The organism is Microbulbifer sp. A4B17, from assembly GCF_003076275.1.
Taxonomy (GTDB): domain Bacteria; phylum Pseudomonadota; class Gammaproteobacteria; order Pseudomonadales; family Cellvibrionaceae; genus Microbulbifer.
The window spans coordinates 2,570,074-2,595,566 of sequence record NZ_CP029064.1 but is presented as its reverse complement, the minus strand read 5'-3'; the positions used below and the strand labels follow the sequence as shown (position 1 = coordinate 2,595,566).

At 48.2% G+C, this 25,493-nt stretch carries 24 protein-coding genes and 1 pseudogene; 16 read left to right on the top strand and 9 right to left on the bottom strand.

What is annotated here, in order from left to right; all coding sequences use genetic code 11:
* The first annotated feature begins 6 nt into the window (after positions 1–6).
* Positions 7–642 carry an SDR family oxidoreductase gene (locus BTJ40_RS11570; protein ID WP_108733235.1) on the top strand — a complete coding sequence of 212 codons (636 nt, stop codon included), beginning with the start codon at positions 7–9 and terminating at the stop codon, positions 640–642.
* Positions 643–726: 84 nt separating this feature from the next.
* Here the strand turns inward: BTJ40_RS11570 and BTJ40_RS11565 are convergent, their stop codons facing one another.
* From BTJ40_RS11565 to BTJ40_RS11540, 5 genes and pseudogenes are all read right to left on the bottom strand, one after another.
* Entirely contained in the window at positions 727–1,284 is a 558-nt protein-coding gene (locus tag BTJ40_RS11565) for a hypothetical protein (RefSeq protein WP_108733234.1), read from the bottom strand.
* A 1-nt stretch (position 1,285) separates the two neighbouring features.
* Positions 1,286–1,882 (bottom strand): ComF family protein, encoded by a 597-nt coding sequence (locus BTJ40_RS11560; protein ID WP_108733233.1) that lies wholly within the window; start codon positions 1,880–1,882, stop codon positions 1,286–1,288.
* 334 nt (positions 1,883–2,216) lie between these two features.
* Positions 2,217–2,846, bottom strand: a complete 630-nt coding sequence (locus tag BTJ40_RS11555; RefSeq protein WP_108733232.1) for an anaerobic ribonucleoside-triphosphate reductase activating protein — start codon at positions 2,844–2,846, stop codon at positions 2,217–2,219.
* Positions 2,839–5,112: pseudogene (locus BTJ40_RS11545) on the bottom strand (ribonucleoside triphosphate reductase). The gene BTJ40_RS11555 and the pseudogene BTJ40_RS11545 overlap by 8 nt, the downstream one beginning before the upstream one ends.
* A gap of 188 nt (positions 5,113–5,300) precedes the next feature.
* Positions 5,301–6,191 (bottom strand): LysR substrate-binding domain-containing protein, encoded by an 891-nt coding sequence (locus BTJ40_RS11540; protein ID WP_108733229.1) that lies wholly within the window; start codon positions 6,189–6,191, stop codon positions 5,301–5,303.
* A 122-nt stretch (positions 6,192–6,313) separates the two neighbouring features.
* On the opposite strand from BTJ40_RS11540, the gene BTJ40_RS11535 reads away from it, so the two are divergent.
* From BTJ40_RS11535 to BTJ40_RS11520, 3 genes are all read left to right on the top strand, one after another.
* Positions 6,314–7,006, top strand: a complete 693-nt coding sequence (locus BTJ40_RS11535; RefSeq protein ID WP_108733228.1) for an FMN-dependent NADH-azoreductase — start codon at positions 6,314–6,316, stop codon at positions 7,004–7,006.
* 563 nt (positions 7,007–7,569) lie between these two features.
* Positions 7,570–8,178, top strand: a complete 609-nt coding sequence (locus BTJ40_RS11525; protein ID WP_108733226.1) for a hypothetical protein — start codon at positions 7,570–7,572, stop codon at positions 8,176–8,178.
* Positions 8,179–8,198: 20 nt separating this feature from the next.
* Positions 8,199–8,570, top strand: a complete 372-nt coding sequence (locus BTJ40_RS11520; RefSeq protein WP_202862799.1) for a hypothetical protein — start codon at positions 8,199–8,201, stop codon at positions 8,568–8,570.
* 9 nt (positions 8,571–8,579) lie between these two features.
* On the opposite strand, the gene BTJ40_RS11515 is transcribed toward BTJ40_RS11520, so the two are convergent.
* Positions 8,580–11,012, bottom strand: coding sequence for an ATP-dependent DNA helicase (locus tag BTJ40_RS11515; protein WP_238151985.1), 2,433 nt, complete (start codon positions 11,010–11,012; stop codon positions 8,580–8,582).
* 2 nt (positions 11,013–11,014) lie between these two features.
* Positions 11,015–12,676, bottom strand: coding sequence for a VRR-NUC domain-containing protein (locus BTJ40_RS11510; RefSeq protein WP_108733224.1), 1,662 nt, complete (start codon positions 12,674–12,676; stop codon positions 11,015–11,017).
* 256 nt (positions 12,677–12,932) lie between these two features.
* Here BTJ40_RS11510 and BTJ40_RS11505 point away from each other — a divergent pair, with 256 nt between their 5' ends.
* Entirely contained in the window at positions 12,933–13,370 is a 438-nt protein-coding gene (locus BTJ40_RS11505; RefSeq protein ID WP_108733223.1) for a hypothetical protein, read from the top strand.
* A gap of 8 nt (positions 13,371–13,378) precedes the next feature.
* Here BTJ40_RS11505 and BTJ40_RS11500 read toward each other — a convergent pair whose 3' ends face one another.
* Positions 13,379–13,798, bottom strand: coding sequence for a hypothetical protein (locus BTJ40_RS11500; RefSeq protein ID WP_238151984.1), 420 nt, complete (start codon positions 13,796–13,798; stop codon positions 13,379–13,381).
* A gap of 584 nt (positions 13,799–14,382) precedes the next feature.
* Here BTJ40_RS11500 and BTJ40_RS11495 point away from each other — a divergent pair.
* Positions 14,383–14,937, top strand: coding sequence for a hypothetical protein (locus BTJ40_RS11495; protein WP_108733221.1), 555 nt, complete (start codon positions 14,383–14,385; stop codon positions 14,935–14,937).
* Positions 14,938–14,956: 19 nt separating this feature from the next.
* On the opposite strand, the gene BTJ40_RS11490 is transcribed toward BTJ40_RS11495, so the two are convergent.
* On the bottom strand, positions 14,957–16,300 hold the full coding sequence (locus tag BTJ40_RS11490) for an MFS transporter (protein ID WP_108733220.1): 1,344 nt from the start codon (positions 16,298–16,300) through the stop codon (positions 14,957–14,959).
* A gap of 401 nt (positions 16,301–16,701) precedes the next feature.
* Between BTJ40_RS11490 and BTJ40_RS11485 the strand changes: the two genes are divergently transcribed.
* From BTJ40_RS11485 to BTJ40_RS11440, 10 genes are read left to right on the top strand one after another with little or no spacing between them, the layout of a single operon-like run.
* On the top strand, positions 16,702–17,628 hold the full coding sequence (locus tag BTJ40_RS11485; protein WP_157954033.1) for a hypothetical protein: 927 nt from the start codon (positions 16,702–16,704) through the stop codon (positions 17,626–17,628).
* 30 nt (positions 17,629–17,658) lie between these two features.
* On the top strand, positions 17,659–18,780 hold the full coding sequence (locus BTJ40_RS11480) for a 4Fe-4S dicluster domain-containing protein (RefSeq protein WP_238151983.1): 1,122 nt from the start codon (positions 17,659–17,661) through the stop codon (positions 18,778–18,780).
* Entirely contained in the window at positions 18,777–19,259 is a 483-nt protein-coding gene (locus BTJ40_RS11475) for a cyclic nucleotide-binding domain-containing protein (RefSeq protein WP_108733217.1), read from the top strand. The genes BTJ40_RS11480 and BTJ40_RS11475 overlap by 4 nt, the downstream gene beginning before the upstream one ends.
* Positions 19,256–20,065 carry an FAD/NAD(P)-binding protein gene (locus BTJ40_RS11470; protein ID WP_238151982.1) on the top strand — a complete coding sequence of 270 codons (810 nt, stop codon included), beginning with the start codon at positions 19,256–19,258 and terminating at the stop codon, positions 20,063–20,065. Before BTJ40_RS11475 ends, BTJ40_RS11470 begins: the two co-directional genes overlap by 4 nt.
* Positions 20,041–20,859 carry an oxidoreductase gene (locus BTJ40_RS11465; protein ID WP_108733215.1) on the top strand — a complete coding sequence of 273 codons (819 nt, stop codon included), beginning with the start codon at positions 20,041–20,043 and terminating at the stop codon, positions 20,857–20,859. Before BTJ40_RS11470 ends, BTJ40_RS11465 begins: the two co-directional genes overlap by 25 nt.
* 43 nt (positions 20,860–20,902) lie before the next feature.
* Positions 20,903–22,225: a Ni/Fe hydrogenase subunit alpha gene (locus BTJ40_RS11460; protein WP_108733214.1), complete on the top strand. Its 1,323-nt coding sequence runs from the start codon at positions 20,903–20,905 to the stop codon at positions 22,223–22,225.
* Positions 22,203–22,724 carry a hydrogenase maturation protease gene (locus BTJ40_RS11455; RefSeq protein ID WP_108733213.1) on the top strand — a complete coding sequence of 174 codons (522 nt, stop codon included), beginning with the start codon at positions 22,203–22,205 and terminating at the stop codon, positions 22,722–22,724. The genes BTJ40_RS11460 and BTJ40_RS11455 overlap by 23 nt, the downstream gene beginning before the upstream one ends.
* A complete protein-coding gene (locus BTJ40_RS11450) occupies positions 22,687–22,959 on the top strand; it encodes a hydrogenase/urease maturation nickel metallochaperone HypA (protein ID WP_108733212.1) in 273 nt (90 codons plus the stop codon). The genes BTJ40_RS11455 and BTJ40_RS11450 overlap by 38 nt, the downstream gene beginning before the upstream one ends.
* On the top strand, positions 22,949–25,264 hold the full coding sequence (gene hypF, locus BTJ40_RS11445; RefSeq protein ID WP_108733211.1) for a carbamoyltransferase HypF: 2,316 nt from the start codon (positions 22,949–22,951) through the stop codon (positions 25,262–25,264). The genes BTJ40_RS11450 and hypF overlap by 11 nt, the downstream gene beginning before the upstream one ends.
* On the top strand, positions 25,264–25,488 hold the full coding sequence (locus BTJ40_RS11440; RefSeq protein ID WP_108733210.1) for a HypC/HybG/HupF family hydrogenase formation chaperone: 225 nt from the start codon (positions 25,264–25,266) through the stop codon (positions 25,486–25,488). The genes hypF and BTJ40_RS11440 overlap by 1 nt, the downstream gene beginning before the upstream one ends.
* The last annotated feature ends 5 nt before the right edge of the window (positions 25,489–25,493 follow it).

The following is a 25,493-nucleotide window of genomic DNA, read 5'->3' as shown; positions in this document are numbered from 1 at the left end:
GGGGCAATGAAAGTATTTATCGCCGGAGCTAACGGGGCAATTGGTCAAATCCTTGTTGGCAAACTTATCGAGAGGGGCTATGAGGTGGCCGCTATGGTCCGCAAGGAATCACAACAGGAAAATTTGCGTAAGGTAGGTGCGCACCCCATTCTCGCAGACCTAACGAAGAAAGATTCCCTGGCTGATGTAGTAAAGCGGCAGGATGTGGTCATTTTTGTAGCGGGTTCAAAGGGCAAAGCGTTGGAGTCTGTAGACCGGGATGGGGCTATTTACCTTTGTGATGCAACGAAGAAGGCGGGTATAACGCGTTTTATTCTATTAAGTTCCATTTTTGCTGGGCGCCCAGAGCAAGGGCCTGAAAAGCTACAACCCTACCTTAAAGCCAAACAGATCGCGGATGAGTATGTACAAAAGAGTGGCCTTGAATACACCATATTAAGGTCCGGCTCACTTACCGACACTTTAGGAACCGGGCTGATCAGCATAGGGGATTCATTTGAAGGGCCCCAAATAGAGATCAGCCGCACGGATGTTGCGGAGGTGATAGCTGCATGCCTAGTGGAGCCTAACACTGTCGGCACTGTTTTTGAGTTTATCGAGGGTAATACGCCTATTGCCAAAGCGTTGGCTCAATTAAGTTAACCTTGGGTGGTCCATTTTGAGTTGAATTTGATACCTTCGTCAAATTTGGATTAGATGGATTAGTTCAGGTTGCCTATCATATTGTTATCCAAATAAGGAAGATTGCGAGTTCCTCAGCTGAGTTAAACTATCTTCAAATTTTATCTTTTTGTTAGCTTTATCTATACCCGATTGGGACATTAATGATTTCAGTTTTTCGACATCTTCAACACATTTAATTTTAATAAATTCGTTGGTATTGTTGGCGTAGACTAAAGAGTATTTTCCTCGCTTGGTTAGTTCAATAACGTTGGACAAGGTCCCGGTACTTGAACCATCCCAAATCATAAATCCATAGTCACAATCGTTTGCCATTTCTCTGTCTTTAGCTTGATAAAATTCGCGACTACCGGCCCTATGGCTGGTGCTGATACAGTGTATGTCCCAGCTTCCACAATTATTTCTTGCCTTTTTGCCGCTGCAATAAACAACTACATTTCTGTAATTGACATGTTCGATATAGTTTTGAACTGCTCTATCAGCGCCACTTGCATCGCCAAGGATTATAAGAAACCCAGACTCTACAATTCTATTGATTCTTTCCTGTGCGGCGAGGTCAATTTTCTTAATTGTTATTGATCCCGATATGAAAACCTTAGTCATGCTATTTTTTTCTCGTCACAGTAGCAACATAGACTTTGTCTATTTTACTACACTCCTTCAAAATTGTCGTTACAGCTTCCAATGACGTTCCCGTATCGTATAAATCATCAATTATCAAAACATTATAGCTATGTGCCGTTAGATATTTTTGAATTACGTCATTATGTAAAGCGAAAGCGTGCATTAATGTCTTGAGTCTTTCTTCCCTAACAGTAATATTCTTTACTTGTGGGGTAGCTAGAGGTTTAAGTAACAGGTTTTTGCTCAATGGTTTGTTTGAAAGTGCGCTAACTCTCTCTGCAATTGCTGTCACTGGCTGCCTGTCCCTCTTCTTAGAGGGTGGCATTCCTATGATAAAATCAATGTCAGTGAATTTTTTAACGATCTGTTCATGCATCAATTGTGCGATTGGGTGTACTTTTTTAAAATCCTGTTTATATTTTAGTTGATACAATAGTTCCCCAACATAAGTCCTGGTAGTATCAAAAGTAGGCCTTCCAAATTGGTCTTTACCTGTAAAAGTGCTTTTCTCAGTATGTTTGTCAAGAGAGTAGCCTTTGTCCCAGAGGCCGATAATCTCCTTTACATCAGTATTCATAGTAACGTTCCTTGTACTAAGTTCTGATTTTTAAGGCAAAATCCTTTGCCTAATACTGCTCGGATAGGTGCGCGGAGGCACGGTTGTGCTAAGTGGGTTGTAGGGTTATTTTTATTTTATTCAAAAGATGAATAATTACCGGGCGATTGAGCGTTTCGCCGCTATTTCGGAGGCATCAGGCTGAGTAGTTCTCATGACCTCCGTGGCTCATAAAAGCCGCTGTGACTACAGTAATCAGCGGTATTTCACCTATTTTAGGTGAAGTCTCCACTTGAGAAGCTCACGTAAAATTAGAAGATTAAATATCGAGCATCTCTCCAGGAGATACTCAATCTTAGCAGGGTAACAACTTTAGTGTCTGATCAATAGCTTGCTCGCTATTACACCGCTGCACCTCCAAGTGTTCAATTCCTAAGTTGTGGAGTTTATTCCGGATCTGATTTAACTCAGTATCCGTTGTGAGGCTTGGATGTCTGGTAAGGCGTATTTGCAGTGGCATCATGGATCGAGCGAGAAGCTCAGCGCACTGCCAGGGAGCGGCACCGCTGTCAGCCACTCCCGTAATAGATGGATAGTTTTCCGGCATGGCTTTGATATCCAAGCCAACCCAGTCCAAACTGGGAATCAGGCGGCTCAGTCTGCGAGGATAAATTCCCGCTGTATGTAATCCCACTTTGAATCCCAGTTTCCGGACCTGAGCGATAGCAGATTCCAGAGCACTTTGGGCAGTAGGTTCTCCACCGGAAAACACAACGGCATCCAGCAAGCCCCGGCGACAGTCTAAAAATGTGAGGATCTGATCCCAGTCATAGGCACTGGGTGCTCGCGCAGGTAGTAGATCACCGTTATGGCAGTAGCGGCAGCGCCAGGGGCATCCCTGGCAAAAAACCACCGCTGCCAACTCGCCGGGGAAGTCGATTGCCGTAAACGACGTGAATCCACCGACACGTAACTTATTACTCATAAGTTTTTAGTGCATTCCTGCTGTTGTCCGCCACAAAGAATTGGCGCTCCCGGTGCTCGGATTGTTTTCCCGGATTCCAAAATGAAACTGGGCGGTGGTAGCCCATAACCCTGCTCCATACCTCGCAGCGGGTGCGATCTTCTTCTCTCAATAAAGTGTCTTGTTGGCTCATGGTCTTTCTCCTTGAAAGTTTGGTTTAGTCGCTACAACAGGATTGCTCTCGGGCCAGGAGAGCTTCATCACAGCGAGGGCAGAATTCGTGTTCACCGCTCAGATATCCATGGACCGGGCAAATAGAAAAGCTTGGGGTCACGGTGATATAGGGCAGGCGGTAGTTTTCCAGCGCACGCCGCAATAAGCGGCGGCAACTATCGGCATCAGGCAACTGTTCGCCCAAATAAAGATGAAGCACAGTGCCACCGGTGTAACGGGATTGGAGGGATTCCTGTCGGGCCAGGGCCTCGAAGGGATCATCGGTAAAGCCCACTGGTAGCTGGGATGAATTGGTATAGTAGGGCGCTTCACTACTACCTGCCTGCATAATATCCGGGTAACGTTTGCGATCTTCGCGGGCAAACCGATAAGTAGTGCCCTCTGCCGGAGTTGCCTCCAGATTGTAGAGATGCCCGGTTTGTTCCTGGAATTCAGTCATGCGCATACGGATATGGTCGAGTAATTGCTCGGCCAGTTCTTTCCCATCTTCCGTAACCACACTTTCGTTGTCGCCACTAAAGTTTCTCAGCATTTCATTGATGCCGTTCACCCCGATCGTGGAGAAGTGGTTGCGCAGTGTCCCCAGGTAGCGGCGAGTGTAAGGAAACAGACCTGCATCCATATGCCGTTGGATGACTTTCCGTTTCACTTCAAGGGAATCACGGGCAAGTATCAGCAGTTTGTCCAGCTGGGAGAGCAGAAGCTGCCAGTTTCCTTTATAGAGATATCCAAGGCGGGCACAGTTGATAGTTACTACGCCGAGTGAACCTGTCTGTTCGGCGGAGCCAAAGAGGCCGTTGCCGCGCTTTAACAGTTCGCGTAGATCAAGCTGTAAGCGACAGCACATGGAACGGACCATGTTTGGGCTCAGGTCTGAATTTATAAAGTTTTGAAAATAGGGCAGACCGTAGCGAGCAGTCATGGCAAACAGCCGCTCAGCATTTTCGCTCTCCCAAGGGAAATCCTCACTGATGTTGTATGTGGGAATAGGGAAGGTGAATACCCTACCGCGTGCATCCCCCTCGCTCATGACTTCGATATAGGCGCGGTTGATTAGATCCATTTCTTCTTGCAGGTCGCCATAGGTGAAGGACATTTCCTGACCGGCAATCACAGGCACCTGCTCGCGCAAATCCTGGGGGCAAACCCAATCGAAAGTGAGATTAGTGAAGGGGGTCTGGGTACCCCAGCGGGATGGCACATTCAGGTTAAAGATCAGCTCCTGAATGCACTGGCGTACGGTCGCGTAGTCCAGCTGGTCCTTGCGCACAAAAGGCGCAAGATAGGTATCGAAAGAGCTAAATGCCTGTGCGCCCGCCCATTCGTTTTGAAGTGTTCCAAGAAAGTTAACAATCTGTCCGACCGCGCTGGTCAAGTGGGCCGGCGGTGCCGATTCGACTTTTCCCGGAACACCATTCAACCCTTCATGTAATAGGGTGCGCAGCGACCAACCTGCACAATATCCAGCCAACATATCCAGGTCGTGGATGTGTAAATCGCCATCCCGATGTGCTGCGCCGATCTCAGGGGAATAAACATGATTTAACCAATAGTTGGCAATCATCTTACCTGCGCTGTTCAGGATCAATCCCCCAAGGGAATACCCCTGGTTCGCATTGGCTGCAACTCGCCAATCCGCTTGCTCTAAATACTCTTCAATAGAAGCACCGACATCCACCAGTGTTTGCCGATCAGTGCGCATTTGCGCATGCCGCCCCCGATAAGCGATATAGGCGCGGGCAGTATCAATGTAATCGTTATTGATCAATACCTGTTCAGCAATATTCTGAACCTCTTCAATATCAATGGGCTCACCACTATCAAAGCGGTGCTTGATCACTTTTAGGACAGATTCGGTAAGTTGTTCCGCTTCCTGTTGATCAAAAGATTCCGTTGCCTGGCCAGCACTGAGAAGAGCCAAAGTGATCCTGCGAGCATCAAAAGCCAGTGTCCTGCCATCTCGCTTACGCACCAACAGTTGATCTGAACTTACCTGCGAAATCTGTTCTGAAGCTGGTGCGGCTTCGCTGTCGGGTATAGCGGTACTGGTCATCGGACTTCCTCACAATTTGTGGGGAGAGCATATCGAAGAGACAGGAACACCAATTGATCCAGATCACTATATATGGCGCATTGATTAATAGGTGAACACAATATGTTGTGCTCTTGGTGTGGACTTAGATTAGGTACATACCTACTCTCGGCAAGTCCGAAGGCGAGTTCAGTGCCAGTCGGATGTACCTAACTATAGGGAGAATCGCGAAGTGCTTCCTTCAGCCAGGTTACGAAAGCCAACACATTTCCATTTCTTGAATGGCGGCTAGGTATTAATGCGGAATAGGTAAATCCCTCAATCCCTGAAAACTTGGAGTCTCCTCTGTAGGGGACCAGCCATTGATTGCGCAAAGGATTTTGAACAAGAAGCGAACTTACTAGCGCAATACCCTGGCCAGCCAAGGCGGCCTGGATTACATGATGCTCCTGGTCAAACTGCCGCACGCGAATGCCATCAAGTTTTCTTTTGAGGAGAGTTTGCCAGTTCAGCGGTGGAAGTGATGAGTTGACCCATTTTGTTTCCAGAAGTTGAGCTTCAGAAATATCCCTAATCTGAGTCAGGTAGCTTGGTGCAGCGTAGACACCGATTGTTTCGGTGGCCAAGTGGAGAGCATTTTTTGTACTTTCATCATATTTCCCGTACCGAATAGCGATGTCGATGCGTCTATCTCGCTCGATATCACTCACTTCTTCCCCGGTCACTACTGAAACAATGATATCTGGAAATTTCTGATAAAAATTCTCCAGATGGGGCACAAGCCACATAGCAGCAAAGCTTGAAGTCGTACTAACGGTCAGTGTTTTCTTTGAACACGTTATTTCACTCACCGTTTCAGTGAGCTGCTGAAAAATTTGAGAGGTAGTTTGAGCGAGCATCTGCCCTTCACTGGTCAACTGCACGGCACGGGTTTTGCGCTCGAATAATGTTGTACCCAGGGATTCCTCCAAACCCTTTATCTGATGTGATACGGCTGTCGGCGTTATAAAGAGTTCTTCCGCAGCTCTCTTGAAACTGCCCAGTCTGGCGGCGGCATCGAATACTTTGAGGGCGTTGAGGGAGGGCAGGTTTGGGTACACCGATCAGAATCTCTTGTAGATGAGTTTTCCTCATCTATAAGAAGAAATAACTTGTTTGTCAAGGATACTCCCCAGCATCACCATAGATGAACCTTCAGGCGGTTCAGTAAAGGTTCCAGACTATGAAAACACTATTACATATTGACGCTAGTGCCCAGAAGTGGAGCGGCTTAGCAGCACCACATGAAAGTGCGAATATCCCCAAGCATACCTCAATCTCCAAAGCAGTTGCCGCGAGTTTTGTAAGCAGCTGGCTAGGAAAAAGACCCCAAGATAAAGTTATCCATAGAGATGTCGGCTTAAACCCACCTGGCTTTATCAGTCAAGATTGGATTGCCTCGGTTTTTACGCCTGATGCGGATCGTACCAAGGAGCAGCAGTCCTTGGTCGCGCTTTCTGATGCATTGATTGATGAGCTTTCCCAGGCGGATATCATTGTTATGTCCACTTCGATGTATAACTACGGCATGCCTGCCGCACTCAAGGCCTGGTTCGATCAAGTTGTTCGTATCAACAAGACGTTCACCTTTGATTTAGACCGTGGTGACTTCCCCTTAGAGCCTATTATGTCTGGCAAAAAGCTGGTGCTAATCACCTCTGCCGGGGAGTTTGGCTTTGGACAAGGAGGAATCCGTGAGCAAATGAATCACCTGGGGCCACATATCCGAACCTTAAGCCACTATTTGGGGGTTGAGGAGTTTCATGAAATCAATGCGGAGTACCAGGAATTTGCTGATGAAAGGCATCGGGATTCGATTAAACGAGCTTTCCTCAAAACTCAGGAGTTAACCGCAACGTTGGCTAACTGCCTTTAAAGTTTGCCTGCCAAAGCTCGCTTGTCTCCCCAATGAAGTGGCCAGCGGCTTGTCAGAGTGGCCTCCCGATACTTACTATGCGGAATAGGCGCAAATAGCATCTTTGCCAACTCTCAATTTGTACGCTGGTACAAAAAATAAATAAGTATCTGAGGATTCATGAAGCAGCGGGTATTTGGCAATTCATCGAACGACAACGGGAATATTACTTTAGCCTCTGGGAACAATTGCCGGTTGATCAGGGTTCGTAGAGACCTAATACCGAATTACCACCTCTTGGTTTTTCCCAAATCCCAGGGAGGACCAAGTAAGGAGGAGGTTAGTGAGACGGTTTCACTTGCCATTGAGCATGCAAGAAGCATTGCCGAATCAATAGTCGGTGATCCCGAAGCCCATACTCTCCTTTACAGTGGTTATAGTGCTCGACGGGAAAAAGGCTGGCATATTCATATCGTATTATTGGGAAATCGATGGGGAAAGGCATGGCTTTATCTGGTATTGGCAGGGAAAAACATTTTACAAGCTACGGGTTTTCGGAAAGATGACGCTCCGAGGATTAGCCAATGAACCAAAATAGATGGCTCAACCTAATGGGGGCACTCAATCTTTCTGAATCCCTTCAGTGCTTCGAAAAGTTAGTTTCTTCGTATGCAGAGAATCACAGGCATTATCATACAGGGCATCACATTGATGCGATGCTGAAGCACTTTGATAAAGTTGCAGAGCTTGCTGAGCACCCCCATGAGGTCGAGCTCGCTATCTGGTTTCACGATGCGATTTACAAGCCATTTTCCTCTAAGAATGAAGAAAACAGTGCTCTATGGGCAAAAAAGTTCCTGGTCGATTCCGGGTATTGTCCCGCAGGGGTGAATAGGGTGTACCAATTGATTATGGCAACCTGCCACAGTTACACGCCAGTTAGTATTGATGAAAAGCTAATTATCGACATTGACTTAACGATCCTGGGAGCCAGCACAAGCGTTTTCGAAGCTTATGAAAAACAAGTCCGTAAAGAGTATCGGCTGGTACCGATTATGATTTACAAAAAGAAACGCAGGGAACTATTAAGGGAATTTTTGTCTCAGAAAAGGCTTTATCACACCGATTACTTTCACAGTCACTTTGATGCTCAAGCTCGAAGTAATATTAAAAGAAGTATACAGGCATTTTGACGTACTCTTGCGTGGTTTAAATGATAATTCAACTTCCCTTAAGGCTCGTCTACAACTACTGGATTCTGCTAACAGTGGTATTTTTGTGCATTATTACGAGCCTATCCCTGTTTCCGCTTCCCGAAGTACCCAATATACCCGGCACCGACAAAACCAATCACTTAATTGCCTATAGTGCACTGATGTTCCCCGTCGCTCTGCGCAGGCCTAGTTACTGGTGGCTAATAGGATTATTTTTTGTGCTGTGGAGCGGTGGCATAGAGTTACTTCAACCTTACGTGAATCGAACGGGTGAGTGGTTAGATTTCGCGGCCAATACGGCAGGGATATTGAGCGGCACGCTTATCGCTTGGGTGCTGGGAAAATTTGGGCTGAGGGAGAGCAAATCCTAAAAACCTGGATTAGCTCAAGCTCCAGAACTGCTCCAACTTGCCCGTTAATTGATCGGTGTTGCGACAAATCACCGGTTGCCAGTGCTCGGGGAAAAGCTGCCAATAAAAAGGTTCTGAAAAGCGGCTATCTACCAGAATGATCACACCTTTATCAGATTCGGAACGTATAACCCGACCGGCGGTTTGCAGTACGCGAGTCATCCCTGGATAGCGGTAGGCGATGTCAAATCCATGGATGCCAGTGGTTTCCGCAGCATCGCGCTGTAGCTCCCGCTCAACATTAACTTGCGGGAGCCCAGTACCGACGATAATAGTGCCAACCAGCTTCTCCCCAACATAGTCAATGCCTTCACCAAAGATGCCCCCCATAATGGCAAACCCAAGGCTCTTGTTACCTTCGTTGAATCCAGACAAAAACTCAGCGCGCTCTGTCTCTCCCTGTCCCGGCAGCTGTTGTAACAAGCACACTTCCGGGAATCTCGCCTTAAAACTCTCAGCAACTTGCTCCAGGTAACGATAAGAGGGAAAAAATACCAGGTAATTTCCTGCTCGTCTGTAAAAGGTACGGGAAATAATGTCGACGAGGTTCTCTATTGAGCGGTCGCGGGCTTGGTAGCGCGTATCTATATATGGACACAGGAAAACGCCCTGTTGCTGCGGCTGAAAAGGCGAGGGCAGTCTTAAGTAGGGCGACTCATGCTCTACGCCCAGTTGACTATATATATAGCTAGCTGGGCGCAAAGTCGCAGAGAAGAGTATAGCGGCTTGGTTTTGCTGATAGGATCGCTGTAAAAACTGTGCAGCATTTAAACAAAGTAGCTTAATTTCCTGCTCCTGCCAGGGAGCATCCCGGTCAATCACCCGAGTGACGACTTTATGCTGATCGGAAAGCTCCTGCTCAATAACAGCGTAACGATAGACAGACCTTAACCACTCCGCTATTTCTTCCGGGGGCGACTGAGAGCTTTCTATAAGTTGGCTGACCGTGGAGAGCACTTTTTGCACTGCTCGGGAAACCGATTCTGGATTCTCTGCTTCACCTGTTGCTGCAGTGACCCAAACTTCACCCCCTTCAAAAGTACTGCGGCGTTGAGCTACACCAACTTCTCGCAATCGCTTGATCCAATTTTCAATTGCCCGAACCAGAGACTGGATACTTCTCCGCAATGTAGGAGAGTGCCCTTTGCAAGCATTAGCTGCGCGGTGACTATCACGGCGGGATAACTTTGCACTGTACATTTCCTGGGCGCGGTCGATCAAATTGTGAGCTTCATCGATTAACAGTGCGCGGCGATTGCGCTGGTCCTGAAAAGTGGTCAGGCGTACCAAAGGGTCAAATACATAATTGAAATCACATACCACCAAGTCTACCCAAGGCAATACCTGAAGGGAGAGTTCAAAGGGGCAGATTTGCTGCTGATCCGCCACATCAGCAATCTCTTTGGGAGTTAACTGGGGTCGGCCGAGCAGGGCATCCATTGCAACTGGAAGTCGATCATAAAACCCTCTTGTTCTCGGACAGATGCCGTCATCATCACGAGTACAAAGCCCCAGGTTACAGGTACAGGTTTTTTCCTTTGCTTGAATTTCAAGTAAAGATAACTTCAAACCACTCGCCTGAAGTGCCTCAATGGTTTCCCGCACCATTTGCCGACCGGAATTCTTTGCTGTCAGGTAAATCAGCTGATCCAGCTTTTCCTCGCCAATTGCCTTTATGGCTGGGAATAGGGTGCTGATTGTCTTACCGGTTCCCGTGGGAGCTTCAGCCACCAGCCCACCACCGTCCCGGAAACACCGGTAGGCTTCCACTGCCAGTTGGCGCTGGCCGGGGCGGTATTGTGGGAAAGGGAAAGCGAGCTGTTTCGCCGTATCAATAAGCCGTTGCCGATGTTCCTGCCAAGCCCTGCGCCAACACAAATATTTTGTGAGAGCCTCAAGAGTGAAGGCCTCTAACTCACTAAAGCGGTACTCTATGCATTCTGGATAGGCCTTGCGCTCCTTGAGGTTATACCAGACAACTTGCAGGGCAACTGTATCTGTACCACCTGTAGCGCCTTCATTTACCAAGTGGCAATAGCCGTAAATTTTTAGCTGGGCCCAATGCAATTTCTTGGCGGCTTCCGGCAACTTCGATGGAGGTAAATAAGTGGTCTTAATTTCATCCAGCTGAGCCGGTTTATGCAAATCACTTTTCGGGTGAAAAATGTCAACCCGGCCGCCCAAAGTAACCTGCTGTTTCATCCAATCTATTTGGATCTTGAGCTTGTATTCTGCCTCAGCGCCTTTGGGCCGCTGATTTTGTAGCTTCTGATGAGCCCGAATCCCTTCTTGGGCAGAGGGCCCTGAAGTTGGCTCCCGAATCAAATCTCCGCTGCGGCAGGAAAAAGCGACTAGCTCTCCCACAGAAAGATTCAAAGTCTCAGCCGACTCTAAGCTATTCAAAGCTAGTGCCACTCCACATGAATTACCCGATGAGGGATCGCCTCTTCAGCAAAAAACGCCAGCCAGCGTTCTTGGTTTTTTTGTAAGCGATCCCCAGGACCTTTAACTTCCACGAGTTCATAGTGACCGAAGGGAGTAAAGCAAATGAGGTCTGGCAGCCCATTTCTATTCTGTGTGATATCACTGAGCATGCGATTAAAAATTGAACGCCAATGACTTGGGGGGATTCTATCCAGCGCCTTCTCAAGTAGTTCTGTAGACAAAGCCTCCCAAGCAACTAAAGGGTTGGCAATACCTTGTTTCTCTGCAAAGGTAGAGAGGACACGGGACTTCAAGGACTCATGCTCTATTTCGGCCAATCGCTGGCTGAATAGCGCTTGACGGGAATAGTAAAAATCCGCGGTGCGAAAATCGGCTGGGGCCACCTGGAAGGGATTGAAAAAAGCACCAGGCACAGGTGCAAACAGTATGTCCCAAATATAGAGGCCCAACACACCGGTGAATAGGGTGTTCTCTACATAAAAACACTCACCACCGCTAGAACCTTCAAGGTGCTCTGCCACCAGTAGCTCAACACAGCTTTCCCCCTGCGCCAAACTTATCACTTCAGTGGGGGCTTGGATTTTATGAGGTGCCTGCCAGTTGTTGAGGCCTCCACTTCGTTTGGCTGTGCGGTAACCAAAGCTAAGAGCAAACTCTCTTTCTGCTTGGTCCATAGGGGAAGCTATTATTTCCTCGCATATTTCCAATGCTAGAGTGTCGTACCCTTGCTTTACGGCAATTCGTGCGCGGCGCTCACGGGCGGGAGGGGTTTTACAAAGTTGATATAGTGCATCGGCCTGCTCAAGGGCATTGAGCCGCTCAAGCTGCCGTGCCAACTTAAGACGTATCCTGTCCAGCCGACGAGCCAGGGTTGAGTCACCATCAATACCTTCTGGCAGTTGAGCAGATAAGGCTATTATGGCTTCTGCATCTTCCAGTAATGGCTCTTCTAACAGCTCCAGGCATTGATAGTAGAGCAGATACTGGTCAATTTGTGCCCGGCTTTGAAAGGGGAGATTTTGCTTATCCAGCGGATAGGATTCATATCTATAAAGCCCAAGATCCCGTAATACATAGTCGGTAAGGTCCTGGTTCAAGTTGCCAAAGTAGCACAGTTTGAAAGTCTGGAAATGTTCGGCACCGTGGACAGCTAGCACCCTGTGCTGAGACAGCAACTTCTCAAACCAGTCACTCGAACTGGGTTCTTCGAGCAATAGTTGTTCGAGGGAAGGCCGGCTTAAAGACTTGGGTAAACCTGAGGGGGCTACCGCAAATAATTCAGCTTTGGTAAATAGTGGTAGATATTCCTGTACCGTTAACACTGGATTATAGCAAAGTAGCCCGGAGCGATCCAAAACAGCTGCAGCACTTTCAATGCTCTCTATCTCACCGTAGTTAAGCTTCCCCAGGCGGAAAAGCGATCCTCTAGAGGAAGGTACTCCTTTACGGGATAGCAAACGCACATAGAGCCGCTGGCTATAAATATCCAACTCTTGGAAGGTTTTAAAAAAATTTTGCTCAGATGTGGTGATAAGCCAGGAATAATGTTGGCTAACAAATTCAATCAACGCTTTGAAGTTGTCCAGGTAGTAGCCAGTTGGCAATTCTATCGGTTGGGTCATGGCACAAGCGCTAGTTTTTCGATCTATCTATCGTCGATACCGCACACCAGTTCCTTATGACGTGATATGCAAACAATGAGGCAGAGGTCACTCTGGGGCTGTATGGTTATACAGCAAGTTGGCCCGGTGAACAAACAACAATCCCAAGCTTTCTTCTTAGTTATTCAGCCATTTTTTCCTATGGCGGCTCCATAAATACTCATCAGTTACTCAAATCGGCAATACGAATACTGGACGAATAGAACAGGAAACCGATATGTCTGCAGCAACAGGCGTTATTATTCAAATTGGAGACAGTAACTTTACGCTGATGGACCAGGAAAATATCACTTCTAGCGTGGGCGAGGTTACCCAGTCAGGAGCATCTAATAACGTAAATCTTGATCAAGGCAACGAAAATATTGTTGCGATAGAGGTTGTTTCCTGTATTACCCAGGTCAACCAAGACGGCTCAGCGAATATGGCAGAAATAGATCAAGGACAGGATGGATCTTTGTTCTCAAGCTCCCTAGTACTTAATCAGTTTGGTAATTCGAATTCATCCCAGATTAATCAACATAGCGGTACTAGCAGTAGTGTTCTTGTGACGCAAAATGGCGTCTCCAATATTCAAACAACATCCCAGGTCGGCAGTGGTGAAATCGCACTGACCACACAAACCGGCTCAGGTAATTTGGGAAATACCTTCCAATAAAGTATTTATCAAAAATATCGCATTACTTTTTGATATTTATAGACGACATACCAAGTAAAAAATATCACCGAAAGCCAAATCATAATGATGATCTGGTTTCGTAGCACCGACATATTGAACTCTCCTATGATGTCGAAAAATTCAAATATGTCAGTAGAAATCAAAATGGGCAAATAGAAGCGCCATGCATTTGAAAAGGCGATTCTTTTCGAAAAGGCCAAGCCGAAAAGAGCGACAAAAAATACGAAATATACCAACAGGCTAAAAAGCATCCACCAGATGGGAAGATCCCACTCTTCAGCAGTAAAACCCAGGTACTGTGAGTAAACCTCCAGTGGTGCGAGGACTAAAAAGAGTATCTTCCAGCCGATACTGGGTCTGTAGTGTGGAATGGAGTCTGTAAGAGGGCTGTCCGGTGCCTGATACAAATTCTGCATCTTGAAATGTCCTTATTATTTACCACTACATCGGACAGGTATCAATTACCAACCCGAAAGTTACTTCTCGCCATTCCCTGAGCTAAATTGAGATGATCATTGCTTAGCGGCTAGGCTCTTTGACTATCAAAATTTGAACAGCGAGCATATTGCTTGCAGCTTCAAAGTCAACACTTGGTAAAACTGTTTATCGATAATGTGAGGCAGCTCATCGCTCGAATGTGACAATATAGCCTACAAATTTGCAATATTAGTGAGACCTGATTGTCAATGTTTAGCTTCCATCTGAAGTTATTTTAATTTCAGTGTTGAGATCAGTAGGACTTGGAGCTATCAAAAATTGAACAATGTGAAATAAGCCTCAAGTGTCAAGTCAACACCCGGCCTAAGTTTTTGTCAATAGTGTGAACCAGCTCACCACTCGGGTTAGAGAGTATAGTTGGGATCTTTGAATCCACAGTACCAACAAGTTAGAAGCTGTGTGTCTATCTAGCAGTCTCCAGAAGTTAGGAAAAGCGGATGATTAGTGGTTAATTGGCAGATACTGCTTCCTGCAAAAGCGAGGAGCCACTATGATGGCCGCAATAAACTGGTCCGGCTCTGAAAACTGGTGCTTAGTAAATTTTTCCACAACACAAACAGAAGCTAAACGTGGCATACCAAAGATTATGGGAAAGGCAATCAATAAAGGGGAGGACTTGCAAAACCTCTATCAAGCACCCGAAAGTTCGCTCGATGACAATCACCCAATCTACAGTCCCAGTGTAGCTTGGAGGATTCTATTTTTTGTCATGCTGCCCTTAGAATTACTGTATCAGTACTTTGCTTTTACCAATGATAGCGGTGGCTCACCCACTTGGTGGCTAGTGGTCAGCCTTTTGATATCCTCTCTCTTCTATATAGTCCTGTTCGGCCTGGCGTTTGGAAAAAGAATTGGATTTGAACAGCTATGGATTTTTTATATCCCTGTGCTTGTACTTATCGATATTTTTGAATTTACACTGACTATTATCGGCTTGAACTTATCGATGTTGAGCAACGTGATTACAGCCGCCACTAGCGTACCAATAATTTTATTTGGCTGGTATATCGTATACAAATATCAAAAAGTGATGAAGTTTTTTGAGTAAAGCTCCTTATCTTTAGCTATTACCCCTTCATTAAGAAATAGGTGGACACAAAGGATGTTAATAAAAGCATACCTGTTAACAAGAATACTGACGGTATTGGAAAACCATTAGTTAGTAAAGCACTGGAGGCTGCGACACCAGCAGTCGCCCCAAGTAGACGTAAAGTGACAATAGTTCCACTCAGCTGTCCCTGGTTGTCTAGTGTTGCAACGTGTGAAGCCAGTCGCCGAGCAGGGCCAATAGTACAAGACATTGCAACCCCCCATAACAATAAGAGTACAGCTAATGGTGGGTAGATCTTAAAGGGAAGCAATACAGCCAGCAGAATAGTTACGACACCTCCCAATAATGTACCTACTAATACGATACGACGAGAACCAATCTTGTCTGCAAGTCGGCCAATATAGATTGAAACTAGAGGGAAGGGTAATACTGCTGGTATCAAGGCCAGGCCGGCCTGAGCGGTAGTAAAATCCAAGATGTCCTGAAGGTAGATCGGAAAGAACACTGCTGTAGCAATAACAGAATATTCAGCGATAATATAGGGGTAGATTGCCGACATAAAAGGCCGGTGTCTCAATAGTGAGACATCAATGAGCGGTTTAGATTGTCGCAGCTCATATCGACCGAAGAAAAAGAGACTCAAAAGCCCTACAACGCCGCTTCCGAGAATTATGAAACTGGACCAACCAAGCCTTGCTCCTTGCATCAAGGCATAAACCAGCCCGGTAAGACCGACGAGCATTAGTGCCACACCCATAGTATCGAGTCGTGACCTGGACAGTGAGCTTTCCTCAGGCTGCCTCCAAACCAGTAAGGCAAAAATGGCGGACAGAAGAACTACGGGAATCGTAATCCAGAAGATCCAGCGCCATGAAAGAAAGTGGGTAATGAGTCCACCCGCGATGGGACCAACAGCTAAGAAAGCGGTAGAAATTGCCGCGTAAATGCCAATTGCATATCCGCGCTTGTCTTTAGGAAAAGCAAGATAGGTGCCCGCTTGTGATAAGGAAAATATAAATGCGGCGCTAACCCCTTGAAACACTCGTGCTGTGATAAGTGCACTACCTGAGTTCGTAAAACCAGCCCAAATGGAAGAGGCTACAAATATTGGTGTGCTAATTGCCAATATGACCCTCAAGCCAAACATGTCAATACATTTACCCCCCAAAGCTGCAAAGCAAGTAAGTGTCAGGAAGTACGCGTTTATTATCCAATGCGCCGTATCGTGTGCCAATCCCAGCTCATCACGAATGGCCGGTAAGGCCACCCCGACAACAGTTTCATCCAGAAAAACAATTCCCGATAAAGCCCCCATTGAGCAGATGATTAGGAATTGACGATGCTGGTCAGATAGGTTCAACCTGGTTACTCCAAAGACAACCGAACATTCCGATAGCGCATGAGTTATGCCCAATATCCCTCTGGGTATATAAATACATATTTGCCTGGCAAATGTAATCGGGTTTTCAGGATTGTATTTTAGCGTATGTAACTCTTAGACTGTATTCCTAGAAAATTGATACTTTTATCCCATAGCCAACCTCATATATACCGGTAACACTCTGTTCGATACTTTGTTACTTGGACTCACTAGAAATCAGCGTTTCAGGATTATAAGAACACTAGTATTGGCGTGTTCGATAAGGCTTCAATGATTACTCATAGTCCAATAGTAAGGTAGGAATATGTCGGCAATTCTTTCCAAGCTAATTAAAATCCAAGGTACTTATGAAAGCTCAGGTTCTAATCGGTTCGGCTTTAATGCTTGCGATAAACGGGCATGTACTGGCTAATAACAACACTACACAAGTCACCCAGTTTGGCACCGCTAATAGTGCGCTGGCCACACAGGTTGATGCAGCATCCGTAGCCAACTCCATAGTTATTGAGCAGGACGGTGATAACAATCAGTCTGAAGGAGAACAGACAAATACAACGCTAGCCAGCACCATCAGTATTGAGCAAACGGGAAGTGCAAACATGACACTATCTGCACTTCAGAATGGCAGTGAAAGCGCGTCAATTCAATATACCCAGGTAGGTACCGCTAATGAGGCTGCTACAGCACAGATATCGGCAATTCAAAGTGGCGTCCTGATAAGTCAGTCAGGCGACGCAAACAGTGCAGGCTACGTACAATTTAATTCAACGTCAGATGTGGTAAATGTATTTCAAGATGGCAGTATGAATCTTACCGGAGCGACGCAAACATCGACCTCGTTCAGCTCCATTGCTGTGAATCAAAATGGCACAATGCATAGTGGGATCGGATTTCAATCTACCGGTACGCTAAAGAGCCTGTCTATTGACCAGGACGGAATGTTGCATACTGCCGGAAGCGCCCAAAACGATGGCGATAATATGATCATTGATATCGACCAGTTTGACTTGGAGCAAACAGCCAATGCCATCCAGCTGAATGTTTCAGATAGCAGCATCCAAATTGAGCAATTTGGCTTGCAAAATAACTCCGACGTAGAGCAGCTAGCGGGTTCTGGACACAGTATTATCACTATGCAATCCGGCGACTTAAACATGACTATGGTTTCCCAATCCGGTACCGGAAATATGGCTATGGTGACTCAGTTTGGCAGCACAAACCAGCAAGAAACAAGCCAGGGCAATAGTAATGCCAGTGCAATTGCATTCCAATCTGGAACCGGAAATATAGGCAGTATTACCCAGTAGCCTTATTACTAAAGATTGTCATCGGGTCTTTTGAAATCGCTCAAGCTACGGGCGGAGGATCTGGACACCTTGATCCAGGCAGTCCGCACCGAAGGTTATCAATTACATGGCCCTGTATTACATAACAGGGCCATTACCTATGGTGAAATAACCTCAGCAACAGATCTCCCTCAGGGCTGGACCGATGAGCAGGAAGGAGGGCGCTACCGGGTAAAGCGCCGTTCCGATTCTGCATATTTTGGATACTCGGTTGGACCACACTCCTGGAAACAGTTTTTGCAACTTCCTCGACGACCGATATGGAAGGCGAGCAACACTGGCGGGGAATTGCAGATTCTGGAGATCGAAGAACCACCTGTTAAATACGCTTTCCTGGGAGTGCGCAGCTGTGAACTACATGGTATTGCCATACAGGACAAGGTGTTTACCCATGGTGAATACAAAAACAGCAGTTATGAGAAACGCCGTGCCGGTTTATTCACCATAGCGGTTGAGTGTACCACTGCGGCCAGCACCTGCTTCTGCACCTCTATGAACACCGGACCAGAAGTACAACTGGCCAGTGACCTGGTATTGACGGAAGTGATTGACATCAAGCAACACTTTTTCTTGATACGAAGTGGTACCCCCGCTGGCAAACAAGTATTGAACCAGCTTCCCATAGAAAGTGCCACACCAGAGGAAACCTCTGACGCCCACCAGGCGGTGGAAAGTACCGCTGAAAAAATTCGCAGCGGCCCGCGCCAGTTCGATAGCTCAGATTTGAAGGAGCTACTCTACCGAAACTATGACAGCCCGATTTGGGAGCAGGTCGCCGATCGCTGTCTATCCTGTGCCAATTGCACCTTGGCCTGTCCTACCTGCTTTTGCTCAACGGTTGAAGATACCACCGATCTTACTGGAGCAGAGGCGGAGCGCTGGGAGCGTTGGGACTCCTGTTTCACTGCTGATTTGAGTTATTTGTCCGGGGGCTCGGTCAGGGCAGATACCCGCTCTCGTTACCGGCAGTGGATGACTCACAAGCTGGCGACTTGGTACGACCAGTTTGATACTTCCGGCTGTATCGGTTGTGGCCGCTGTATCACTTGGTGCCCGGTGGGCATCGATATTACTGAAGAGGTGCAGAAAATTCGCGCCCAGGAGCAAAAGTGAAAACAATTACGGATCTTTTGCATGAGCATCCATTCTTTAACGGCCTGGCTGAGAAGGACTTACAATTCCTCTCCGGCTGCACCTCAAATGGCCACTATAAAGAAGGGGAATATTTAGCAAGGGAAAATACTTCGGCCGATCATTTCTTTCTGATTCGCTCGGGGCGTGTGGCGGTGGAAACTTTTGTGCCCAACTACGGCCCCCTTTGCCTGATGACGCTCCACGGCGGAGATATTTTTGGCTGGTCCTGGCTCTATCCACCTTACCGTACGGCCTTCGATGCCCGCGCACTAACGTCAGTACGCAGCCTGCGGTTAGGGGGGAAGTGTCTCAGGGATAAGTGCGAAAGAGAACCAAGACTCGGCTTTGAACTGATGAAGCGGTTTGCCAAGATCGCAACAGATAGACTACAGGCAACACGTATACAGCTATTGGACCTCTATGGGCCACACCCCTCACAAGGAGATCGCCAGCCGTGATACCCCAGGTATGGCGGATAGAGCAGCGCCGTGAAGAGTATCCTGGGACCGTAACCCTGGCACTCACGCGGGAAGGCAAATCCCGAGACTCAATACACCCAGGGCAATTCAATATGCTCTATGCCTTTGGCGCGGGAGAGGTTGCGATTTCCTCAAGCGGACCAGGCACCTCAAGTGATGAGCCCCTGATCCACACGATCAAAAGCCAGGGGCTCGCAACCCAGGCCCTTTGCCGATTGCCAGAAGGCAGTCAATTGGGTGTCCGGGGGCCCTTTGGGCAGGGCTGGCCAATTGGCCTGGTTAAGCGGCGGCCGCTGATAGTCATTGCCGGAGGTCTCGGCCTGGCGCCACTTCGTCCATTGATCTACAGCTTTCTCAAGGGGCAATTGCCGGCACGTAGCTTGCAGGTTTTTTATGGAGCCCGGCGACCACAAGAACTGCTTTACCAGCAAGAGTTGGAAGACTGGGGAAAGTCGTTTGAATTAGTGGTATCGGTAGATCATGCCGACAGCACTTGGGAAGGTCATGTTGGTGTAATTACCGATCCCCTGCGTATATCTACACTGGATACAGGTAATGCCCTGATATTTTTGTGCGGTCCGGAAATTATGATGCGATTTTGTATTCAAGTGCTTCGACATAAGGGCGTTGCCGAGTCCAATATCTACCTGTCGATGGAGCGAAATATGAAGTGTGCTATCGGCTTGTGCGGCCACTGCCAATGGGGGCCTAACTTTGTTTGTAAGGACGGTCCCGTATTCTGCTACCGGAATGTTCGCCAGTGGTTCCAAATCAACAGCCTGTAGCCTCTAGTAAATCTCTCCCCAAACTGGCTGTTTGGAAGTTCACTTCCTGTGATGGATGCCAGCTGAGTTTGTTGGATTGTGAAGATGAGCTTCTCTCTCTCGCGGACCAATTGGATATTGCTTACTTCATGGAGGCATCCAGTGAAATTCAAGAGGGGCCTTTTGATATCTCCCTGGTTGAGGGTTCCATTACTACCCCGGCAGATAAAGAGAGGATTCTGGAGGTCAGGCGTCAATCCCGGGTTCTTATCTGTATCGGGGCCTGCGCTACTGCTGGCGGCATACAGGCTCTGCGAAATTTTGCCGATGTAGAAGAGTTCACCCGTGCGGTTTATGCACACCCTGAATACATTACCACGCTAAAGGACTCCACTCCGATCTCGGCACATGTTCCGGTGGACTTCGAGTTACAAGGCTGCCCCATCAACAAGAATCAACTTCTGGAGGTCATCAGCGCCTTCCTGCATAGAAGGCCACCCCAGGTAGCTAATCACTCGGTCTGTATGGAATGTAAGTTGCGGGGCAATGTGTGCATATGGGTTGCCCACGGCACCCCCTGTATGGGGCCTGTTACCCACGCTGGATGTGGAGCTATCTGTCCGAGCTACAACCGTGGTTGCTACGCTTGCTATGGCCCCAAGGAAAACTCCAACACTGGATCTCTGTGCCATTGGTGGCTGGAAAAATTGAATGTAGAAAACACTTTAACTATAGAAAACCTTCGAAATTTCAATCCATTAGCAGATGCATTTAAAGTAGAAAGTGAGGTTAGGGAAAGGGATGGACGCACTTAGAATACTCACTTATACACACTGACTCGGCTTTAAGGCGGTCTATATGGCGGGTCACAGCAAGACGATTAAAGTGGACTATCTCGCCCGAGTCGAAGGGGAGGGGGCCCTCCATATCGACTACGACGACAGCGGCGTACAGAAGGTACAACTCAAGATTTTTGAACCCCCCAGATTCTTTGAAGCACTTCTCAGGGGGCGTGATTACCTGGAGGCCCCGGATATAACCGCGCGCATTTGCGGAATCTGCCCGGTGGCCTACCAGATGAGCGCCGTCCATGGAATGGAAGATGCACTGGGGATTAAACCGAGTGGTGCCTTGCGGGAGCTGCGCCGATTGCTCTACTGCGGAGAATGGATCGAGAGCCATATGCTGCATATCAGTATGCTCCACGCACCGGACTTTCTCGGTTACCCCAATGCTGTTGCAATGGCTAAGGATCACCCAGAGGTGGTTAAGAATGCCCTGGAGATCAAAAAGGCGGGGAATGCTCTGGTTCGATTGATCGGTGGCAGGGAAGTACATCCCATCAATGTCAGGGTTGGGGGTTTCTACAAAGTTCCGGAAAATCGCGAACTCACAGCCCTGGCAGAGCAGCTGGAAACTGCCCGGGATCTCGCCGAGCAACTGGTGATCTGGTCGTCGACCTTACCTTTTCCCAATTACGAGTGGCGCCGTGATAATCACTACGAATTTGTTGCCCTGAAGCACCCCACAGAATACCCAATGAATGAAGGCAGGATCACTTCCAGTAAGGGGCTCGATATTACTGCCCGCGACTACGAGAATTACTTTGAAGAAGAACACCTGGCCCACAGCACCGCGCTGCATTGCACCCTGAAGAATAGGGGAGCCTATCTGGTAGGTCCCATCGCTCGCTTTAATCTCAATCGAGACAAGCTGTCGCCAAGAGCCCGGCAACTTGCAGAGAGCCTCAAGGTCGCGGCCCCCTGTTTAAATCCTTTCCAGAGCATTCTGGTCAGGAGCCTCGAGGTCTTGCACGCATTCGAAGAAGCCCTGCGGATTATTGGCAAGTACCAGAAACCCGAGGAGCCCCACCTGGCAACGAAGCCCAAAGCCGCAAGTGGTTGTGCAGCTACCGAGGCTCCGCGCGGACTTTTATATCACCGTTACGACATCGATAAGAACGGAAAGATCACAGTGGCAAAAATCGTCGCCCCGACCTCACAAAACCAAAAGACCATAGAGGACGACCTCCGCCTGATGTTACCGAGCTTTATGCACTTTCCAGAGGACAAGCTACGAGGATTATGTGAACGGGCAATAAGAAACTACGACCCCTGTATTTCCTGCTCAACACATTTCCTGCAGCTACATTTGAATAATGGGCAAGGTCAGAGTTCCTAACCCGTGGCTACTGGTAAGTCTGGGAAATCCCCTGCGTAGCGATGATGGTGTGGGGCCACATGTCGTCGCTCGTTTGCGTCCCAAGCTCGGAGCATCGGTGGAATACCTCGAAAGCGGTGGCGATATTCTGCATTTATTGACGCATTGGAAAAATCGATGGGTTTGCCTTGTTGATGCTGTGGTGAGTAATCAGCACCCGGTAGGGGACATCATCGCGATTGATGGCCTGAGAAACACGCTTGCACCATCACTATGCAATACATCGAGTCACGGATTTGGCTTGAGCGAAGCGCTGTCTCTGGGAAAGCTTATCGGTTCCCTGCCTGAACGCCTGGATATCTTTGCCATCAATTCAGAGAACCTGGCAAAAGGAGAGTGTCTATCCCCCAAGGTTGCCAGCGCTGTAATTCAAGCGGAACAAGTCATACTCGCGCACCTGTCGCTAAATAGCGGAGACCGCAATGCACGAAATGAATCTCATCAAAAACCTGATCGATAAAATACACGAACTCGCCTCAGATGAGCCGGGCAAGCCGATCGGCGTCCGATTGCGTCTGGGTGCTTTGGCGCATATATCTGCCAAGCACTTGCGGGAGCATTTTGACAGGGAGGTACTCGGCACCTCACTTGAAGGGATTAAGCTAGAGATTGATGAACTCAAGGATATCAATCACAGGGAAGCCCAGGACGTAATCCTGGAGAGCTTAAAGTTCGAGGAGACTGATGGCCACTGAACGCCGCCGTATTGAAATTGCCGGTTTGGTTCAAGGGGTAGGGTTCCGGCCTTTTGTCTATCGACTGGCAGATAGCTTCCAATTAAAAGGCTGGGTAGCCAATTACAGCGGTGGCTTGCGAATTGAAGCTCAGGGAAGAAGCCGGGAGATTGAAAAGTTTATCGATAAGTTGTCTTCAGACAAGCCCCCATACAGCCGGATTACCCAAATTGAATCCTATCCGGTGGCCCTTCAGGCGGAATATGGTTTTCGGATTTTACCCAGTGTACGGGACGCCAGCAGCTCAACTATCGTCCTGCCCGATCTTGCCCCTTGCGATGATTGCCTGAAGGAACTTTCAGATCCCAAAAATCGTCGATACGACTACCCGTTTATCAGCTGCACTCTTTGTGGCCCCCGTTACAGCATCATTTACAAGCTGCCCTACGATCGTGTCAACACCTCCATGCACCATTTCCCCCTGTGCGGCAAATGCTCAGGGGAGTACCGGGACCCCCTCAATCGTCGCTTTCATGCCGAACCCAATGCCTGCCCACAATGCGGCCCCCAATTGCTCTTCTGTAATACTAACGGAGTCACCATTGCCAAGCGGGAGCGGGCGCTATCCAAAGCCCTCGACGTCCTTGCCCAGGGAAAAATTATTGCCCTCAAAGGGGTGGGTGGGTTTCAGCTGTTGGCCGATGCCTCCAGCGGTAAGGCCCTGGCAAACCTGCGCCAACGCAAGCAGCGACCTCATAAACCATTCGCGCTGTTGTATGACGAGCTGAAAAGCGTTTGCCAGGATTGCTGCGTCTCTGAGCAGGAGGCGCAACTTTTATCTAACCGGGAAAGACCCATTGTCTTGCTGGAGGCGAAAGATAACAGTCAATCCTCGATACACCCGCTAGTAGCACCAAATCTCGCAGACCTGGGGGTGATGCTCCCGGCATCACCTCTGCACTATTTACTCGCGCACAAATATCGTGGACCTCTTGTCGCTACCAGTGGCAATCTCGCTGAAGAACCGATTTGTACAGAAAATGATGAAGCCTTTGAGCGTCTCGGTAAAATTGCTGATTATTTCCTGATTCACAATCGTAGAATTTTGCGTCCACTGGATGATTCTGTACTCAGGGTGGTCAATAATCGTCCACTGATGCTGAGACGCGCCCGTGGCTATGCTCCGTTACCGATTACCTTGCCCGACCTCAGTCGAAAGAGTAAGAAGAAGGGAGAAATCTTCCTGGCTTTGGGGGCAGACCTAAAAAATACGGTCGCTCTATCCAACGCCGGATGGGCTTACCCCAGCCAACATATTGGCGATTTAGGTAGTGCCAATACCTTGAAGCACTTTAATCAAACCATTGGCGATCTAACCAAACTACAGCAGTGTCACCCGAATAAATTAATCCACGACCTTCATCCAGGCTATACCTCCCACCGCTGGGCAATGAAACAGAAAGCCGTGCGAATCGGGGTCCAGCATCATGTAGCGCATTTATTTTCCTGCATGGCAGAGCACGCTTACTCGGGAACAGCGCTGGGAATCTGCTGGGACGGAACCGGCTACGACCGCAGTGGTATCGTTCGGGGTGGGGAGTTCTTACACTGGGATGCTCAATCTCCCGTTAAACATATCGCCAGTTTTCGGACATTTCCCCTGCCGGGAGGGGAGAAAGCTGTGCGGGAACCCAGGCGCTCTGCCGCGGGCCTCCTGTATGAGATTTCAGGATTTGTCGCTCTGGAAAACCGCCAATTGAAGCGATGCTTCACCCGTGGTGAGCGCCAAAACCTGGCTACAATGCTGGAGGGTGGTATTAACAGCCCACCGTGCAGTTCAGTCGGTCGCCTATTCGATGCGGTGTCAGCACTTTTGGGGCTGACCGCACACACCAGTTTCGAAGGGCAAGCCGCTATGGCCCTGGAACATTGCGCGCGTGGAGTCAGCTCTAAAGACAGCTATCCCTTTAGTCTCATAAAGAAAGCAGATCAGTTGGAACTGGATTGGGCGCCTTGTATCAGCGCTTTGATCTATGATGAGAACCGATCGCTGCCGCAGCGGGCCGCAGCTTTTCACAATACTCTTGCACAAATGGCGTTGGCGGTGGCACTGCAGCAGGGAGAAAGGAATATCTTTCTCTCCGGCGGTGTTTTCCAGAATAAACGGCTCACCGAAACTGTTACCCAATTGCTGGAAAGTCAGGGCTTTTCTGTTCACAGCCACAGCGAGGTCCCCCCGAATGACGGTGGAATTGCCCTTGGCCAAATCCATTACGCTCACTGCATGGATGCCGCGGGCCAATCTCTGGGGGAGGAGAGCTCCTAGTGTGCCTGGGTATTCCGGGGAAAATTGAATCTATAGGGCAGGAGTCAGTTCTTGAGCGCACTGGTAGAGTCTCCTTCGGGGATGTCTGTAAATCTGTAAATCTGTCGCTGGTGCCTGAAGCGCAAGTAGGTGACTACGTGATCGTTCATGTAGGTGTCGCGATCAGCAAGTTGAGAGAAGAAGAAGCAAATAAAGTTTTCGAATTTCTTAAAACACTGGGTTGAGCCAG